The organism is Streptomyces sp. HNM0645 (assembly GCF_030056615.1).
In the GTDB taxonomy this organism is placed as follows: domain Bacteria; phylum Actinomycetota; class Actinomycetes; order Streptomycetales; family Streptomycetaceae; genus Streptomyces; species Streptomyces marianii.
Genome location: NZ_JASHLT010000049.1, coordinates 66,523 through 82,517, shown reverse-complemented (window position 1 = coordinate 82,517; position 15,995 = coordinate 66,523). Strand labels below are relative to the sequence as shown.

The window sequence follows — 15,995 nt, the reverse complement described above, 5'->3', positions numbered from 1 at the left end:
CGGTCCGGTGCTCCCGGGCGGCCACGGTACGCCGACACGGTACGACGGCGGGTCGCCCGAGGGGACCGGGCGGCGGAACCGCCGGATGGCGCCGGCGGGCCGGCGGTCGTGCTACTCGTTGAACCGTTCGGCCAGCTTCCGGGCCAGTCCCCGGGCTTTTTCCTGCAGTTCCTTGCTGTCCGGGATCTCCGTCACACGGGCGGGCTGCTCGCCGTACTCGACGGTCACGATCACGTTGGATGTGCGGAACACCACGCTCACCGTGCGGTGCCGGGCGGTGGAACCGGCCCGGGTGAGGACGTCGTCGAGGAACGCGGCGTCGCCGAGCCCGTCGAGTACACGCGGTTCCAGGCCCTCAGGCGGGGTCGGGGAACCGGAGGCGGTTCCGCCGGACGGTGCGGGGGTGCCCGAGAGGGACGCGGCGCCGGTGGCGGGGGAACCCGTCACGGGGGTCCCGGTGTCGCTCTGGCCGCCTGCGGCGGGCGCCGGCAGCTGGGCCGCGTCCTGCTTCCTCGTGTACACCTCGACGGCACGCTGGTCGTCGCTGACGTCCTGGGCGTAGGACACCACGCGCTCCACGTCTACGCGGAGGTTGTGCGAGGCGTCCGGGGAGTCGGCCTTCCAGCTGCAGCCGACGCGGCGGTCCGTGTCGTAGGTGACGGCGGCCGTACCGCGGAAGACCTTCTCCTGCTGCTCCTCGGGCAGCTCGGCCGCGCCGGGCAGCAGGTCCCTGAGCATCGAGCGTTCGACGGCGCCGCAGGGCTCGTAGAGCGTGCGGTACTTGCCCGGGGTGGCGACGGGGCCGGCGGTCTCGCCGGCCTTGGCCTCGGTGGTGGCGCCGCCGTCGGTGCTTGCGCCGGTACAGCCGGTGACGAGCGCCGCGAGAAGCACCGCAACGCCGGGCACGAACCCCTTTCGCCGCACGTTCCCAGGCTCCCTTCTCTGCCGTCCTGCGCTTCCGGCCCGGTCGGGTCGCCCACTGGCTCCCGGCCCCGGCCGTGGCCGCCCGCGGCGAAAACGTGTTGCCGCCCGATGCGTGCCGGTGGACACAATGTGTATCGCACGCGCAGCTGTGAACGCCGGTTCGATATCCCTTTTCTTGAGCTTGGCGCTGGTTTTGCGTTATCAGGGTTTTCGGGGGAATCGAGGAAGTATGTCGTATGTAGAGGTGTCCGGCGCCAAGGTCCCGATCCGGATGTGGGCCGACCCCGCCACGGTCGAGGACGGCGCGATGCAGCAGCTGCGGAACGTCGCCACACTGCCCTGGATCAAGGGGCTCGCCGTGATGCCGGACGTGCACTACGGCAAGGGCGCGACGGTCGGCTCGGTCATCGCGATGCACGGCGCGGTCTGCCCGGCGGCTGTCGGCGTCGACATCGGCTGCGGGATGTCGGCCGTGAAGACCTCGCTCACCGCCAACGACCTCCCCGGCGATCTGTCCCGGCTCCGGTCCAGGATCGAGAGCGCGATCCCGGTCGGGCGCGGTATGCACGACGATCCGGTCGACACCGGGCGGGTGTACGGATTCCCGTCGACGGGGTTCGACGACTTCTGGTCCCGGTTCGACGGCGTCGCCGGCCCGGTGAAGTTCCGCCGGGAACGGGCGGCCAAGCAGATGGGGACGCTCGGCTCCGGGAACCACTTCATCGAGTTCTGCCTGGACGAGAGCGGTTCCGTCTGGCTGATGCTGCACTCCGGCTCGCGGAACATCGGCAAGGAACTCGCCGATCACCACATCGGCGAGGCCCAGAAGCTGCCGCACAACCGGGGCCTGGTCGACCGTGATCTCGCGGTGTTCGTCTCGGACACCCCGCAGATGGCGGCCTACCGGAACGACCTCTTCTGGGCGCAGGAGTACGCCAAGTACAACCGCGCGATCATGATGGGGCTGTTCCAGGAGGTCGTCCGCAGGGAGTTCAGGAAGGCGAGGGTCACGTTCGACCCGGTCATCTCCTGTCACCACAACTACGTGGCGGAGGAGCGGTACGAGGGCATGGACCTGCTCGTCACCCGCAAGGGTGCGATCCGCGCCGCGTCTGGCGACTTCGGGATCATCCCCGGCTCGATGGGCACGGGCTCCTACATCGTGAAGGGCCTCGGGAACGAGAAGTCGTTCAACTCGGCTTCGCACGGTGCCGGTCGCCGGATGAGCCGCAACGCGGCCAAGCGGCGCTTCTCGACCAGGGACCTGGAGGAACAGACGCGCGGAGTGGAGTGCAGGAAGGACTCCGGGGTCGTGGACGAGATCCCGGGCGCGTACAAGCCCATCGAGAAGGTGATCGACCAGCAGCGGGACCTCGTGGAGGTCGTCGCCAAGCTCAAGCAGGTCATCTGCGTGAAGGGCTGACCGCCCTCATGCCACCGTGGGCTGAGGGCCTCGGACTTCCGCAGTCCGGGGCCCTCAGCCGTGGGCGGCCGGTGTCGTGGGGCCGGCGCGCACCGGAGCCGCTCGGGGCCGGCGACTGCCCGGGCCGTAGGACGGCCGCCGGCTGCGCAGGGCTCAGGGAAGCGTGCCGGCCAGCCCTCCGCCGCCGGTGGCGATGCCGCCGCTCGGCCTGGGAGCGGAGAACGGGGGTGTGGTCGGGCGGCACGTCGTTCCGGCCGGAGGGAGCGTGCCCTCGATGAAGTACCGGCTTTCGTGCGCCTGCACGCAGGCGCTGGGGTTGACCAGAGCGGTGTGTCCGTATCCGTCGTGGGTGAGCAGACGGGCGTTCGCCAGCTCGTCGGCCATGGCACGCGCGTCCGCGTAGGGGGTTGCGGGGTCGTAGGTGGTGCCGACCACCAGGACGGGGTGGGCCGTCCTTCTGTTCCACGGGCCGGTGTAGCGGTTCGCGGCGACCGACGGCCAGGTGGCGCACCCCTCGGCGGCCCAGGTCCAGAAGCGGCCGGCGTGGCCCGCGCGGCGGGCGGCCGTCTCTTCCAGCGAGTGGTAGGCCCCTGGGTCACGTGGATTGGGACTGTCGCCGCAGAGGACCGCGGCGGCCTGTTCGTCGCCGAGGTACGGGTCCGGATGCGGGACCGGTGGCGCGGGCGGGAGCGGGGACGGTTCCGGAGCGCGGCCCTGCCACAGGTCCTGGAGTCTGCGGGCGAGGTCCGTCCAGCCGGGCTGGACGACGTAGAGCCCGTTCACGACGTCGCCGACCGTGCGGCCGTAGGTCCACGGGCCCACTGGACGCTCCCGGAGCCTCTCCAGAAGCCGGTCGAGCTTGCCGCGGGTCGCCTGCGGGCTCCCCGCCGAGAAGGCGCAGCGGGAGACGGTGGTGGATCCGCACAGAGTGAGGAACCTGTCCACGGTCGAGGCGGCGCTGCGGTCCGATCCCATGCGCAGGAATGTCGGGAGCCGGGCGTTGTCGGAGGCGTCGTTCGTCCACGCCCGCGGGTCGATGTTGCTGTCGAGGGTCATCGCGCGGACCTTGCCGGGGAAGAGGTTGGCGTAGGTGGCGCCGAGGATCGTCCCGTAGGAGATCCCGAGGTAGGTGAGCCGCGCGTCGCCGACGGCCTCGCGGAGCAGGTCGAGGTCGTGAGCGGTGTCGGCGGTCGACACATGGCGCAGCAGCTCGGGGTCGCGTTGCCGGCAGCGGCGGGACAGGCCCTTGTACGCGGCGATCCACTCCGTCCGCTGCTGTTCGCCGACCGGGAGGCCGGCCGGTTTGCCGGAGGCCCAGGCGTCCGCCTCCTCGCGGCTGCCGAAGCAGTTCACCGCGGTGCTGCTGCCGATCCCTCGGGGGTCCCAGCTGACGATGTCGAACCGCTCCCGTACTTTCCGGGGGAAGGCCTCGTAGTTCTGCGGCATCTGCACCGTGCCGGGCCCACCCGGGCCGCCGGGGTTGAAGAACAGGGTGCCGATACGGCGTCCGGGGTCGGTGGCCCTCCGTCTGATGACGGCCAGCTCGATGGTGCGGCCGCCCGGCTTCGCGTGGTCGAGCGGCACTCTCGCCGTCGCGCAGTCGAACGGACTGCCCTGGACGCAGGGGTTCCAGTCCAGCTTCGGGGCGCGCGCCGACGGCGGGGGCGCGCCGTCGGCCGGAGCGAGGTCCGGCCCGACGAACAGCGTCGAGCAGAACACCGTCGCGGCAAGGGCCGCCGCGTGATGCCGACGGCCCGCTTTACGTCCTGGTATGTGCATATTCCGCCCTTCCTTGAGAAGGGCTGAGCACCCGATGCCGCCCAGGTGTTGGAGGCCGGTGCACAACCGCGTCCACACCATCGCGACCTGACGGGGCACGCCAGCGGACCGCAGCCGAATGGCCGAGCCACCGGGACGGGCCGGGCCGCGGAGGCCGGCGGTCGCGAGGTCCCGGGAGCGGTCGCGAAAGCGGGGGACCACCGAGCCCGACACCGTTCGGGACACAAGGCCGAGCGCGAGTCCCGGCGACAGGTCTCACTTCCGCTCATGCCGAGGAACGGTCAGCGCTCCCGGTGGACCTTCGTGTTCGACGCCTGGGCCCGGGGGCGGACGATCAGCAGGTCGACGTTGACGTGGGGCGGGCGAGTGACCGCCCAGGTGACGGTGTCGGCGACGTCCTCGGCGGTGAGCGGTTCGGCCACGCCTTCGTAGACCTTGGCGGCCTTCTCGGTGTCGCCCCGGAAGCGCGTGGTCGCGAAACCCTCCGTCCTGACCATGCCGGGAGCGATCTCGACGACGCGGACCGGCGTGCCGACGATCTCCAGGCGGAGGGTCTCGGCGAGGACGTGCTCGGCGTGCTTCGCGGCGACGTAGCCCGCGCCGCCCTCGTACGTGCCGTGGCCGGCGGTGGACGAGAGGACGACGACCGTGCCGTCGCCGCTGGTGGTGAGCGCGGGGAGCAGGGCCTGTGTGAGGTTCAGCGTGCCGATGACGTTGACCTCGTACATCTGGCGCCACTCGGCCGGGTCGCCGGTCGCGACCGGGTCGGCGCCGAGGGCTCCGCCCGCGTTGTTGACCAGGACCTTCACCGGGCCGGTGCCGTCGAGGGAGGCCGCGAAGGCATCGACGGCGGCACGGTCGGTGACGTCGAGGGGGCGGGCGGTGGCCCGGTGCCCGGCGTCCGTCAGCTCGGCGGCGAGGGCTTCGACCCGGTCCTTGCGCCGGGCGGTGAGGACCACGTGGTAGCCGGCCGCGGCGAGACCCCGTGCGGTGGCGGCGCCGATTCCGCTGCTCGCTCCGGTGACGACGGCGATGGGCGTGGCGGTCATGACGGCTCCTCGGGCAACTGATCGATAGCAGAAGTCAGGATAGGCAGAGGTCACCGGCCGCGCGGTGCGTACATGATCACCGCCATGCCCGCCAGGCAGATCAGGGCGCCCAGGACGTCCCAGCGGTCGGGACGATAGCCGTCGGCCACCATGCCCCAGGCGATCGAGCCCACGACGAACACGCCGCCGTAGGCTGCCAGGACCCGTCCGAAGTCACCCTGCGGCTGGAACGTGGCCACGAACCCGTACGCGCCGAGCGCGAGGACGCCCGCGCCGATCCAGAGCCAGCCCCGGTGCTCCCGCATGCCCTGCCAGACCAGCCAGGCGCCGCCGATCTCGAAGACGGCGGCGACGGCGAACAGGAGGACGGAGCGGGCGACGACCATGAGGTCAGCCTGGCACGTCCGGCCGCGGTGACCGGGGCGCGGGGTCGCGTCCGCGTCGGGGCGCCGCGGCGCCGCGAGCGTCGCCGTCGTGCCGCACTCTCGGCCCCGGGCCCATTGCTCAGTCCCGGGCCCATGCGATGTATCCGTCCGGCCGGACCAGCAGGGCCGTGCGGGCCGGGCCGCGCCAGTGGGCCCTGGACACGGGGCCGGGCGCCGCCGGTGCAGGCGTGTCCGCGCCGTCCGGTGTCACCAGGACGAATTCGCCCTTGCGCAGCAGCTCGTAGAGCCGGCCCTCCCTGAGGGAGAGGTCGGGGGCGCGCCTGCCGGTCAGCCGGTGTGCGCCGCGCGGGGCGCCGTAGGAGAGACCTGTGCCCGAGATCATGCCCATCGCTCTGTCCGACGCGGGCCGGATCGTGTTGAGGAAGCTCGTCGCCAGTGCGCGGGTGAGGCGCTGGAGGGGTGAGTGCGCCATGGCGAGGCGTACGATCGCCCCGCTGCTGCGCACCACTTGGGCACCGACCGGGTGCCGCTCGGACTGGTAGGTGTCGAGGAGCCCTTCGGGGTCCGGGGCGTCGTCGCGGAGGACGGCCACGAGCTTCCAGGACAGGTTCGCCGCGTCCTGAAGGCCGGTGTTCATGCCCTGGCCGCCAGCGGGGGAGTGCACATGCGCCGCGTCCCCGGCGAGGAAGACCCTGCCCCGGCGGTACTCGGGGACCTGGCGCTCGTCACTGTGGAAGCGGGAGAGCCAGCGGGCGTCCCGCATGCCGTAGTCGGTGCCGAGGGCCTCGCGGGCGACATCGCGCACCTCGTCGAGTTCGACCGGCCGGCCGTCCGGCTGGGAGCGGTCGCGCCGCCAGCCCATCACGCGGTACCACCCGTCGCCGAACGGGGCGATGAAGGCGAAGGCCCGCCCCGTGCCGTTGACCGTCAGCAGGTTCTCCGGCTCTTCGGAGAGCCGTACGTCCGCGAGCAGGATCGAGCGGATGGCCGAGACCCCGGGGAAGGGCAGCCCGAGCGACTGCCTCACCGAGCTGCGCATCCCGTCCGTGCCGACGAGGTAGCGGGAGCTCAGCGTCGCGTCTCCGCCGTCCTCCTCGCGGAGCTCGGCGGTGACCGATCCGGCGTCCTGGCGCAGGTCGCGCAGTTCCGTGGCGTACCGGAATGCGGCCCCGGCGGCGCGCGCACGGCGCTCGAGCAGCCGCTCCACCTCGTACTGCGGGGCTATCAGCAGGTACGGGAAGCGGGAGGGCAGTCGGGAGAGATCGAGGGAGAGCCGGCGGAACAGCCGCAGGCCCGTGATGGGCGTGCCCTTCGACACCAGCTCGTCGGCGAGGTCCCGGGCGTCGAGGAGCTCGAGGGTGCGTGCGTGCACCCCGAAGGCCCGGGTCAGGTTGCTCCGCGTCGGCGGCCGGCGCTCGACGACGGTGACGCGGACGCCGGCCGCCGCGAGGTCCCCGGCGAGCAGGAGACCCGTGGGCCCCGCCCCCACGACCGTCACGTCCGTCTCCGCGGCGGCGGCGGGGGTGGTGCTGCGGTCTGCGGTCCTGTCGGTGCGGGTTCGGTCGGTCATTGCGGTGCCTCCTGTCAGCACTCGGCGCCGATAGAGCCGATGTCCATCTCGGGCCACGGGTCGACGCCTTCGGGTCAACGAATGTTGGCCAACGCTTGTGGGCAACGCTAGACGGGGGCGGGCTGGTATGTCAACGATCGTTGGCCTACATTTGTTGGCATGACCTCGGAACCACCTCCCGCCCCGCGCCGCTCCGACGCCACCCGTGCCGCGATCCTCGAAGCCGCCCGTGAACGCTTCGCCGCGGACGGGTACGAGCGCGCCACCATCCGTGCCATCGCCAAGGACGCGGGGATCGATCCGTCGATGGTCATGCGGTACTACGGCAACAAGGAGGGGCTGTTCGCCGCGGCCTCCGAGATCGACCTGCGGCTTCCCGAGCTGGGGGGGATGCCCGGACGGCACATCGGCGCCGCGCTCGTCTCCCACTTCCTCGACCGGTGGGAGCACGACGAGGTGCTGACGGCCATGCTCCGCGTCGGTGTCACCAACGCCGCCGGCGCCGAGCGCATGGCGGAGGTGTTCCGGGGACAGTTGCTGCCCATCGCCGACGGGGTGTGCCCCGTAAGGGAAGAGGTTCCGCGCCGGGCCGCGCTCGTCACCTCGCAGATCCTGGGCATGGCCCTCGCCCGCTACGTGCTGCGGATCCCGCCGGCGGTCGACATGACCCGGGACGAGGTGATCGCGTGGCTCGCACCGACGATCCAGCGGTATCTCACCGCCGAGGGCCCGTAGCGCCCGGCCACCGCCCGTCGGTGCGCCCGCGCCGACGGCCGCCTGTGGCTCCGTGGCGCGCCCGCGACCGCGACGAGGCGACCGCGACCACGGGGGCGCGAACGAGCGGATCGCGACTAGGCGATCGCGCCGCCGAACTCGCTCATCGCGCCCTCGACGATCGCCTCCAGCCGGGCGTGGTGGGCGCCGCGCCAGTAGACCCGCTCGCAGGCCGTGCACTGTGCGAACACGTCGTACGAACGCTGCGTGCCCTGCTCCAGGTGGTGCTCCACCGCTGCCTTGTCCGTGTCCGTGAGACGGCCGTTGCAGGCCGTGCAGCGGGTCCACGGCTCGAGAGCGGGTGCGAACCGCTGCAGTACGTCACGGAGCTGGTCGTCGGGTCGGTCGCTGTAGACGTACGCCCCGGCCCACAGCTCGCGGCGGCGCAGCAGTCCTCGGTCCCGGGACAGCATCACGCGCTGGTCGCGCGCCGAGAGGGCGGCCAGCGCGGCGTCACCGATGTCCTCGCTCTCGTACGCGGCGTCGACGCCCAGGAGCCGCAGCCGCCGGGCGAGGGTCCCCAGATGGACGTCGAGGAGGAAACGGAGAGGGGCGCCGGGAACCCGCTGCGGGCGTTCGACGCCCAGGACCTGGACGTGTTCGCCCACGGCGGGGACGTACGAGGTCTGCACACTGCTTCCGTCCACCAGCAGCCGCCCGGCCTCGGTGAGCGGCACCCCGAGCGACTCGACGACGTGCCCGAGGCTCGACGAACCGTCCGTGACGAGGGAGGTCCGCCCGTTCCGGCGCTCTGCCGGGACGAAGAGCCGCAGCTCTGGGGCGAAGCTGATGTGGATCTCCGGTCCGTTCACGCCGCCAGCATGCCATCGGGCAGACGCCCCCAGCCAGCGGTTTCCACCGGGTCGGCGGCGGCCGGCGCCGACCTACCCGACGCGCGCGCCCGCCAGGCGTGAGGCCGCCCGGTCCTCCCCCTGGCGAGGAACCCCGGCTGCCGTCCCGTCTCCGGCGCCCGGCCCCCGTCTCCGGCGCCCGAGCGCCCTGACTCCCGCGTCCGGACCGTGCCCCGTTTCTCCCTCGGGTCCGGCCCGTGCCGACCGCACACCGCCTCGGGACGCGTCGCCGCTCATGAACCGGTCGCCGCCTCCTTCGGATCCGACCCGTCCGCGCCCGGTTCCGACCCGCCCCCGTCCCGTTCCTGCTCCGGCCCGCCGAGGTCGAGACGCCAGTCGTTGCTGCGCAGCGGCGTGCCCGGCGGGTACTCGAAGTCGCACTCCCCGATCAGGGAGAAGCCCGCCTTGCGGCACACCGCGTTCGACGGAGCGTTGTCGACGGACGGGAAGGCGTGCAGATGGCGGTGCCTGTGCTCCGCGCGGGCCTCCGCCACGACAGCCAGCGCCGCCGCCGTCGCGATACCCCGCCCCTGGAAGCCGGGAAGGATGCTCCACCCCGTCTCGTACACCTCGCCGTCGCGCCAGGTCTTCTCCCAGAACCCGATCGATCCGACGGGTTCCCCGCCGGCCGTCAGCACCACGCGGTACATCCGCCCCGCCCCGGACCGGTCCATGCTCAGAGCCACGTAGCGCCGGTGCCGCTCGGCCAGCCCGCCCTCCGGCTCGGGTCCCCCGAGGTGCTCCGTCAACTCCGGCGCGTTCAGGGCCCGGAGCAGCTCGAAGTCGCCCTCCGACCAGGGCTCGATCCGCAGGACCGGTGTCGTGTCGTCCATGCCCCGCACGGTACGCCCCCGGACCGACAGCGCCCGGAACGCGTCCGACCGGCCGGCAACGCCCCGAGCCAGGAAGTCACCCCGGAGTCCTCGTCGCCGCGTACGCCGTGGGCGGGACACCGACCGTCGCGGTGAAGTCGCGTACGAGGTGGGCCTGGTCGCTGTAGCCGAGCTCGGCCGCGAGGGCCGACCAGTCCGGCTCGACGCCGCGGGAACGCGCGCCGGCCGCATCCGCGCCGGTACCCCCGTCCGGCACGACGGTGCGTCCTGCGTCCGCGGCCGGGCCGTCCGCCTCGGCCCGCTCGAGCGCCTCGTGGATGCGGTAGCGCAGGATGACCCACTTGGGTCCGACACCGACGTACGCGGCGAACAGCCGTTGCAGGGTACGCGCCGTCACCCCGTCCGCCGCGGCGAGTTGGGCGACCCTGCGGATCGTGCGGTCGGTGCGCACCCGCTCGACCAGGGCCATCGCGTGGTCCGCCTGCGGATCCGCCTCCGGACGCAGGGAGAGGAGGAAGGCGTCGAGGGCGTCCACTCTCGCGTTCTCCTCCTCGGGGAGGACGACGGCCGCGGCGTCCACCGACGGCGCTGCCCCCGCGGGCCCGCCGGCGGCGGTGAACACGTCGGCTGCGGGGACCCGGTGGCCCGTCCACGCCGACACCGGCCGCCCGGGCGCGAAGGGACGGAACCCGCCGGGCCGGAACTGCACACCGCAGACCCGCCCGCGCCCCCGCAGCTTCTGGGTGAAGAGCCCGAGACCGATGCCGGCGACCTCGGCCCACGGTTCCTCGTCGCCGTACCGCTGGAAGACGGCGTTCACCGACGGATGGGGCACGACGTGCGTGACGTACGGCTCGGGCAGGTCCCAGTCGAGGAGCCAGTAGTGCTCCAGGTACGGGCGCAGGGGAAGGGCCGGTTCGCGACGCCGGAACCGTACGCGTGCGAAAAGCTCCGGGGCGTCCACGATCCCCCGGGTGTCGCGCCGCGGTCCCGGCCCGCCGGCCGTAGGCGCCCCGCCGGCCACTCCGGGCTCGCTCCTGCTCGCCATGGCGGGATCCTATGTCGCGTTTCTTCAAGACGCCCGGGGTCCGGTGCCGCCACCGTTGTGGCATGAAGACCATCAGTGAACTGCTCGCCGCGACCACCGAGCGCGCCCTCCCCGTGGTGCGCGGAGTGACCGGGGACGCACTCACCGCTCCGACCCCCTGCCCCGAGTACGACGTACGCGCCCTGATCAACCACCTGCTCCAGGTCGTGGTCAACTTCCGGGCGCTGGCGGCCAAGCAGGGCACGGACTTCTCCGCGACTCCGGACCGCACGGCGGAGGGGGACTGGCGGGAGGCCTTCGCCGACGAGTGCGCGCGCCTGGTCAAGGCCTGGGCCGAGCCCGGCGCGGAGGAGGGCACCACGGGTGCGCTCGGCCTCCCCGCGAGGACCGTGGGGCACTTGGTGCTGGCCGATCTGACCGTGCACGCGTGGGACCTGGCGCGCGCGACCGGACAGGATTACGCACCGGACCCCGAGGTGATCGCGGAACTCGGTCCGGCCGTCGAGGAGATGGCGCCGCGGGCGCGCCGGTACGGTGCGTTCGGGGAGGCGGTCAGTGTTCCGGCGGACGCGTCACCGTTCGCGCGGGTGCTGGCCGTGACGGGCCGTGATCCGGGGTGGAGTCCGCGCTGACCCGACCGGCGCCGGCGCTCGTGCCGCCTTCCGCGCCGGTGCACGTGCCGTCGTACAGCCAGGCCAGCCTCGTGTAGGCCTCGTCGACGATCTCCTCCGCGGCGGCGAGCATCTCCCGCTCCGCGAGACGCGCTCCGGCGTGCGCGCGGGGGTGCTCGTAGGCGTATACGTACGAGCACACGCCCGGATACAGGTGACGCGGCGCCACCCCGCGCCTGCGGCGGCGCCACCAGCTGTCGCACACCGCGTAGAGACCGCTCGCGCAGAGCGTCAGCGGGATGCACAGGGCCAGCAGGACGTCACCCACGCCGGACCTCCTCGGGCTCGGGAGACTCGAGTCTCGTGTCAGGACCGCCACGGCACGCCGGAGCGACTCACGGCGGTCGCAGTCCGGACATCGGCAGTCGGGGCGCCCGGCTGGAGTTGGTTCACCGCTCAAAAGGATGTCCGGTAACCATGCGTGCACGGCACGAAACGCGCCGCGAACGCAGGATCGCCTCAGAGCCCTCACCGGACTTTCGCCGTCGCTCCCGTCGCCGGCCCGACGACGGCTTTCCGGCGCACGGCTGTCCCGTACCGGTTCGGGACCACCCGGCACCGGGCTCGTGCGGCGGGTGGGGGACACGGGCGCCCGGCCGTTCGCACACCCGCCGTCGTTTACAAGGGACTTCCCGTTCGGGAGGCTGGCCGGGGAAGCACCACCTGCCCGGGAGCCCGCGTTGTCGATGATCCGCACCCTCGGCCGCGCGGTGCGCCGCGTCTACCGCCGCAGGGTCGACCTCAGCCATCCGGCCCGGTCGCCCCTCGGCAGTGCCGTCGTCGACTGCGTGGGCTACGCGGACGGGGTGCGGCAGGCCGGGAGTTGTCCGGCCGCGGAGGCGTTGCGCCGGGTCCGCGAGGAGAACGGCGCCGCCCCCGCCGGCAACAGCTTCGTCTGGATCGGACTGCACGAGCCCTCCCGCGAGGAGTTCGAGGAACTCGCCGAGCTGTTCGAGCTGCACCCGCTCACGGTCGAGGACGCCGTCGACGCGCACAGCAGGGCGAAGGTCGTGTCGTACGACGACAACGTCCTCGCGGTCTTCAGGACGGTCGGCTACGCGGCGCACGCCGAGGTGACCTCCACCAGCCAGGTGGTGGAGACGGGCGAGATCACGGTGATCACGGGACGGGACTTCGTGGTGACCGTGCGGTACGGCCCGCACGGTTCGCTGGGGCCGGTCCGCGAGGCGCTCGAAGCAGCTCCGGAACAGCTCGCCAAGGGCCCGTCCTCGGTACTGCACGCCGTGGCGGACTTCGTCGTGGACGAGTACCTCGCCGTCGCGGACGCCGTCCAGCAGGACATCGACGCGGTCGAGTCGGCCGTCTTCTCGGGGCACGCCGGCCGCGGCGCCGCCGGGCGCGGCGAGGCGGGCCGGATCTACCGGCTCAAGCGGGGGCTGCTGGAGTTCAAACGGGCCATGTCACCGCTCCACCGCCCGCTGGAGGCCCTGGCCCACCAGCCCGCGTCGCTGATCGCCCCGGAGATAAGGCCCTACTTCCGTGACGTCTCCGACCACCTCGCCAGGGCCGGGGAGCAGATCCGCGGGTACGACGCGCTGCTGGACTCGATCCTGCAGGCGCACCTGGCCCAGATGACCGTCGCGCAGAACGAGGACATGCGAAAGATCACGGCGTGGGCGGCGATCGTCGCCGTGCCGACGATGATCTGCGGGGCGTACGGGATGAACTTCGAGCACATGCCGTTGACCGGCTCGGCCTGGGGCTATCCGCTCGTTCTCGCCGTCATCGCGGCCGCGTGTCACGTGATCCACAAGGGCTTCCGCCGCAACGGCTGGCTCTGAGCCGCGGCGGGGTCCACCGTGCGGCCGGGGCCCGGGGCGGTGCGCCCGCCGGGCCCCGGTCCGCGGGCCCTCGTGGTCCAGGGCCGCCGTCCCGGTCGGCGGGGACCTCGCTCAGGGCCACACCAGGCAGTACGGCTGATGTCCCGCCTCGTGCAGACGATGGCTGAAATCCTGCCACTCGTGCAGCAGCTGGTAGACGTTGAACGCGTCCCGAGGGCCACCGCGGTCCGGGACGGTGGACCAGATGAACGCGGCCGCGCCCACCGATTCCTCGCCGATGTCGCGCAGCGGGTCGACGACCGTCATCGGGAGTTTCACCACGGCGTAGTCGGGGTGGAGGACCACGAGCTCGAGCGGGGGGACCTTGTGCAGGGGCATGCCCTGGATACCCGTGAGGACCATCGCGGCTATCGTCTCGGGTTTGATCTTGGTGAACATTCCGCCCATGCCGAGCTCGTCACCGCCCAGCTCCTCCGGGCGCATCGAGATCGGCACTCGGGCGGCCGTCGCCCCGTCGGGCGCGCCGAAGTACTTGTAGGTCACCCCCATACCGCGGCCACCCCTGTTCTCCACGGGCTCGGGCGCACCCGCCTCGTGCCTCCGGTGCCTCCCACGCCGGGCAGGCTCAGGACCCAGGTCGTCAGTCCCCTCGCCCAGTCCGCCACCGCGATGCATATCTCCACCCGACTGCCTTTTAGGACGCACGGCCCCCGCCGCGCAACCCGATCATCGTGACAGTGACCTCCCCCGCGGACGTGTGGTGAAACACCTGTCCGCAAGAACGTCGCGTGCCTCTGACACCATGGATTCCGTGAGCTTTCCCTATGACGCCCCAGTTTCGCAGACGCTTTTCGACCGCGCGTCCCTCGTGACGCCCGGCGGCGTGAACTCTCCCGTCCGGGCCTTCCGCGCCGTGGGCGGTACACCCCGGTTCATGGTCTCCGGCACCGGCCCGTACCTGACGGACGCGGACGGCCGCGAGTACGTGGACCTCGTGTGCTCCTGGGGTCCGATGATCCTCGGCCATGCCCACCCCGAGGTCACCGCGGCCGTGCAGGAGGCCGTCGCGCGCGGCACCTCGTTCGGCACGCCCGGTGAGGGCGAGGTCGCGCTCGCCGAGGAGATCGTGGCCCGGGTGGCCCCGGTCGAGCAGGTGAGACTCGTCTCGTCCGGCACAGAGGCCACCATGTCGGCGATCCGGCTGGCGCGCGGGTTCACCGGGCGGGCCAAGGTGATCAAGTTCGCCGGGTGCTACCACGGGCACGTGGACGCGCTGCTGGCGGCGGCCGGCTCGGGGGTCGCGACCTTCGGGCTGCCGGACACCCCGGGTGTCACGGGAGCGCAGGCCGGCGACACGATCGTGCTGCCGTACAACGATCTGGACGCGGTCCGCGCGGCCTTCCGGGCGCACCCGGGCGGGATCGCCTGTGTGATCACGGAGGCGTCGCCGGGCAACATGGGCGTCGTCCCGCCGCTGCCCGGCTTCAACCAGGGCCTCAAGGACGCCTGCGCCGAGAACGGCGCGCTGTACATCTCCGACGAGGTCATGACCGGTTTCCGTACGTCGAAGGCCGGCTGGTACGGCGTCGACGGTGTCGTACCGGATCTGATGACCTTCGGCAAGGTCATGGGCGGCGGCTTCCCGGCGGCGGCGTTCGGCGGCCGTGCCGACGTCATGGGGCACCTCGCCCCGGCCGGGCCGGTCTACCAGGCGGGCACCCTCTCCGGGAACCCGGTCGCGACCGCCGCCGGCCTCGCCCAACTGCGACTGCTGGACGATGCCGCGTACGAGAGGGTCGACGCGGTCTCCGCGGCCGTGCGGGGCCTGGTCACGGACGCGCTGGCCAAGGAGGGCGTCGCCCACCGGCTCCAGACGGCGAGCAACATGTTCTCGGTGTTCTTCACCGACGGCGAGGTACGGGACTACGAGGACGCGAAGCGCCAGGAGGCCTTCCGCTTCAACGCCTTCTTCCACTCGATGCTCTCCCAAGGGGTCTACCTTCCGCCGTCCGCCTTCGAGTCCTGGTTCGTGTCGGCCGCCCACGACGCCGCCGCCGTCGATCGCATCGCCGCCGCACTGCCCGCTGCCGCCCGCGCCGCCGCGGAGGCCACGGCATGACCGGTACGGGGATGAATACGGAGCGGACCGTCGTCCATCTCATCCGGCACGGCGAAGTGGACAATCCGGACGGCGTTCTCTACGGGCGCCGCCCCGGCTACCACCTCTCCGAGCTGGGCCGGCGAATGGCGGACCGCGTCGCCGAGCACCTCGCCGACCGCGACGTCACCCATGTGGCGGCCTCTCCGCTGGAGCGGGCGCAGGAGACGGCCGCGCCGGTGGCCAAGTCCCACGGGCTGACCCTGGACACCGACGAGCGGCTGATCGAGGCGGCGAACGTCTTCGAGGGCAAGACCTTCGGGGTCGGCGACGGCGCGCTGCGCAAGCCGGGCAACTGGCGGCACCTGATCAACCCGTTCCGGCCGTCCTGGGGCGAGCCGTACGTGGACCAGGTGGTGCGGATGATGGGTGCGCTGGGCTCCGCCCGGGACGCCGCACGCGGCCACGAGGCGGTCCTGGTGAGCCACCAGCTGCCGATCTGGATCGTCCGAAGCTATGTGGAGCAGCGCCGGCTCTGGCACGACCCGCGCCGGCGGCAGTGCACCCTGGCGTCGCTGACAACCTTCACGTTCCAGGGCGACAGGATCGTCTCGGTCGCGTACTCGGAACCCGCACGGGACCTTGTTCCGGCGCATCTTCTCGCCGGTGCCAAACCGGTCAAGGGGAAATCGAAGGCGTTTGGCGCATAGCCGTCTGGCGCGTTCCGCACATTCCGTGCTAGCCCCGGGAACCTTCGCGTTCCGCACGCCATCTCTCTCCATACGAG

General features: G+C 72.3%; 16 protein-coding genes. 6 read left to right on the top strand and 10 right to left on the bottom strand.

Features of this window, described 5'->3' with window-relative positions:
* Positions 1-111: 111 nt before the first annotated feature.
* Positions 112-924: a histone H3 family protein gene (locus QMZ92_RS28605; protein ID WP_283300403.1), complete on the bottom strand. Its 813-nt coding sequence runs from the start codon at positions 922-924 to the stop codon at positions 112-114.
* A 229-nt stretch (positions 925-1,153) separates the two neighbouring features.
* Between QMZ92_RS28605 and QMZ92_RS28600 the strand changes: the two genes are divergently transcribed.
* Positions 1,154-2,347 carry an RtcB family protein gene (locus QMZ92_RS28600; protein WP_283300402.1) on the top strand — a complete coding sequence of 398 codons (1,194 nt, stop codon included), beginning with the start codon at positions 1,154-1,156 and terminating at the stop codon, positions 2,345-2,347.
* Between the two features lie 153 nt (positions 2,348-2,500).
* Here the strand turns inward: QMZ92_RS28600 and QMZ92_RS28595 are convergent, their stop codons facing one another.
* From QMZ92_RS28595 to QMZ92_RS28580, 4 genes are all read right to left on the bottom strand, one after another.
* Positions 2,501-4,126, bottom strand: coding sequence for an alpha/beta hydrolase (locus QMZ92_RS28595; RefSeq protein ID WP_283300401.1), 1,626 nt, complete (start codon positions 4,124-4,126; stop codon positions 2,501-2,503).
* 281 nt (positions 4,127-4,407) lie between these two features.
* Complete coding sequence (locus tag QMZ92_RS28590; RefSeq protein ID WP_283300400.1) at positions 4,408-5,175, bottom strand: SDR family NAD(P)-dependent oxidoreductase; 768 nt, start codon at positions 5,173-5,175, stop codon at positions 4,408-4,410.
* Positions 5,176-5,225: 50 nt separating this feature from the next.
* The gene (locus QMZ92_RS28585) at positions 5,226-5,561 is read right to left on the bottom strand and encodes a YnfA family protein (RefSeq protein ID WP_283300399.1); all 336 of its coding nucleotides are present in this window, start codon (positions 5,559-5,561) and stop codon (positions 5,226-5,228) included.
* Between the two features lie 118 nt (positions 5,562-5,679).
* The gene (locus QMZ92_RS28580) at positions 5,680-7,131 is read right to left on the bottom strand and encodes an FAD-dependent monooxygenase (RefSeq protein ID WP_283300398.1); all 1,452 of its coding nucleotides are present in this window, start codon (positions 7,129-7,131) and stop codon (positions 5,680-5,682) included.
* 159 nt (positions 7,132-7,290) lie between these two features.
* Between QMZ92_RS28580 and QMZ92_RS28575 the strand changes: the two genes are divergently transcribed.
* Positions 7,291-7,866: a TetR/AcrR family transcriptional regulator gene (locus QMZ92_RS28575; protein WP_283300397.1), complete on the top strand. Its 576-nt coding sequence runs from the start codon at positions 7,291-7,293 to the stop codon at positions 7,864-7,866.
* Positions 7,867-7,982: 116 nt separating this feature from the next.
* Here the strand turns inward: QMZ92_RS28575 and QMZ92_RS28570 are convergent, their stop codons facing one another.
* The 3 genes from QMZ92_RS28570 to QMZ92_RS28560 all read right to left on the bottom strand — a co-directional run bounded on the left by QMZ92_RS28570 (position 7,983) and on the right by QMZ92_RS28560 (position 10,637).
* Complete coding sequence (locus QMZ92_RS28570; RefSeq protein ID WP_283300396.1) at positions 7,983-8,717, bottom strand: Mut7-C RNAse domain-containing protein; 735 nt, start codon at positions 8,715-8,717, stop codon at positions 7,983-7,985.
* Positions 8,718-8,989: 272 nt separating this feature from the next.
* Positions 8,990-9,589, bottom strand: coding sequence for a GNAT family N-acetyltransferase (locus QMZ92_RS28565; protein ID WP_283300395.1), 600 nt, complete (start codon positions 9,587-9,589; stop codon positions 8,990-8,992).
* A 76-nt stretch (positions 9,590-9,665) separates the two neighbouring features.
* Positions 9,666-10,637 (bottom strand): helix-turn-helix domain-containing protein, encoded by a 972-nt coding sequence (locus QMZ92_RS28560; RefSeq protein WP_283300394.1) that lies wholly within the window; start codon positions 10,635-10,637, stop codon positions 9,666-9,668.
* Between the two features lie 62 nt (positions 10,638-10,699).
* Here QMZ92_RS28560 and QMZ92_RS28555 point away from each other — a divergent pair, with 62 nt between their 5' ends.
* A complete protein-coding gene (locus QMZ92_RS28555) occupies positions 10,700-11,269 on the top strand; it encodes a TIGR03086 family metal-binding protein (protein ID WP_283300393.1) in 570 nt (189 codons plus the stop codon).
* Here the strand turns inward: QMZ92_RS28555 and QMZ92_RS28550 are convergent.
* On the bottom strand, positions 11,190-11,576 hold the full coding sequence (locus tag QMZ92_RS28550; protein ID WP_283300392.1) for a hypothetical protein: 387 nt from the start codon (positions 11,574-11,576) through the stop codon (positions 11,190-11,192). The two genes, QMZ92_RS28555 and QMZ92_RS28550, sit on opposite strands and share 80 nt — an antisense overlap.
* 418 nt (positions 11,577-11,994) lie before the next feature.
* On the opposite strand from QMZ92_RS28550, the gene QMZ92_RS28545 reads away from it, so the two are divergent.
* Positions 11,995-13,110 (top strand): magnesium and cobalt transport protein CorA, encoded by a 1,116-nt coding sequence (locus QMZ92_RS28545; protein WP_283300391.1) that lies wholly within the window; start codon positions 11,995-11,997, stop codon positions 13,108-13,110.
* Between the two features lie 111 nt (positions 13,111-13,221).
* On the opposite strand, the gene QMZ92_RS28540 is transcribed toward QMZ92_RS28545, so the two are convergent.
* A complete protein-coding gene (locus QMZ92_RS28540) occupies positions 13,222-13,785 on the bottom strand; it encodes a hypothetical protein (RefSeq protein WP_138053771.1) in 564 nt (187 codons plus the stop codon).
* Between the two features lie 127 nt (positions 13,786-13,912).
* On the opposite strand from QMZ92_RS28540, the gene hemL reads away from it, so the two are divergent.
* Entirely contained in the window at positions 13,913-15,229 is a 1,317-nt protein-coding gene (gene hemL / locus QMZ92_RS28535; RefSeq protein WP_283300390.1) for a glutamate-1-semialdehyde 2,1-aminomutase, read from the top strand.
* Positions 15,226-15,918 carry a histidine phosphatase family protein gene (locus tag QMZ92_RS28530; RefSeq protein ID WP_283300389.1) on the top strand — a complete coding sequence of 231 codons (693 nt, stop codon included), beginning with the start codon at positions 15,226-15,228 and terminating at the stop codon, positions 15,916-15,918. The genes hemL and QMZ92_RS28530 overlap by 4 nt, the downstream gene beginning before the upstream one ends.
* Positions 15,919-15,995: the final 77 nt, after the last annotated feature.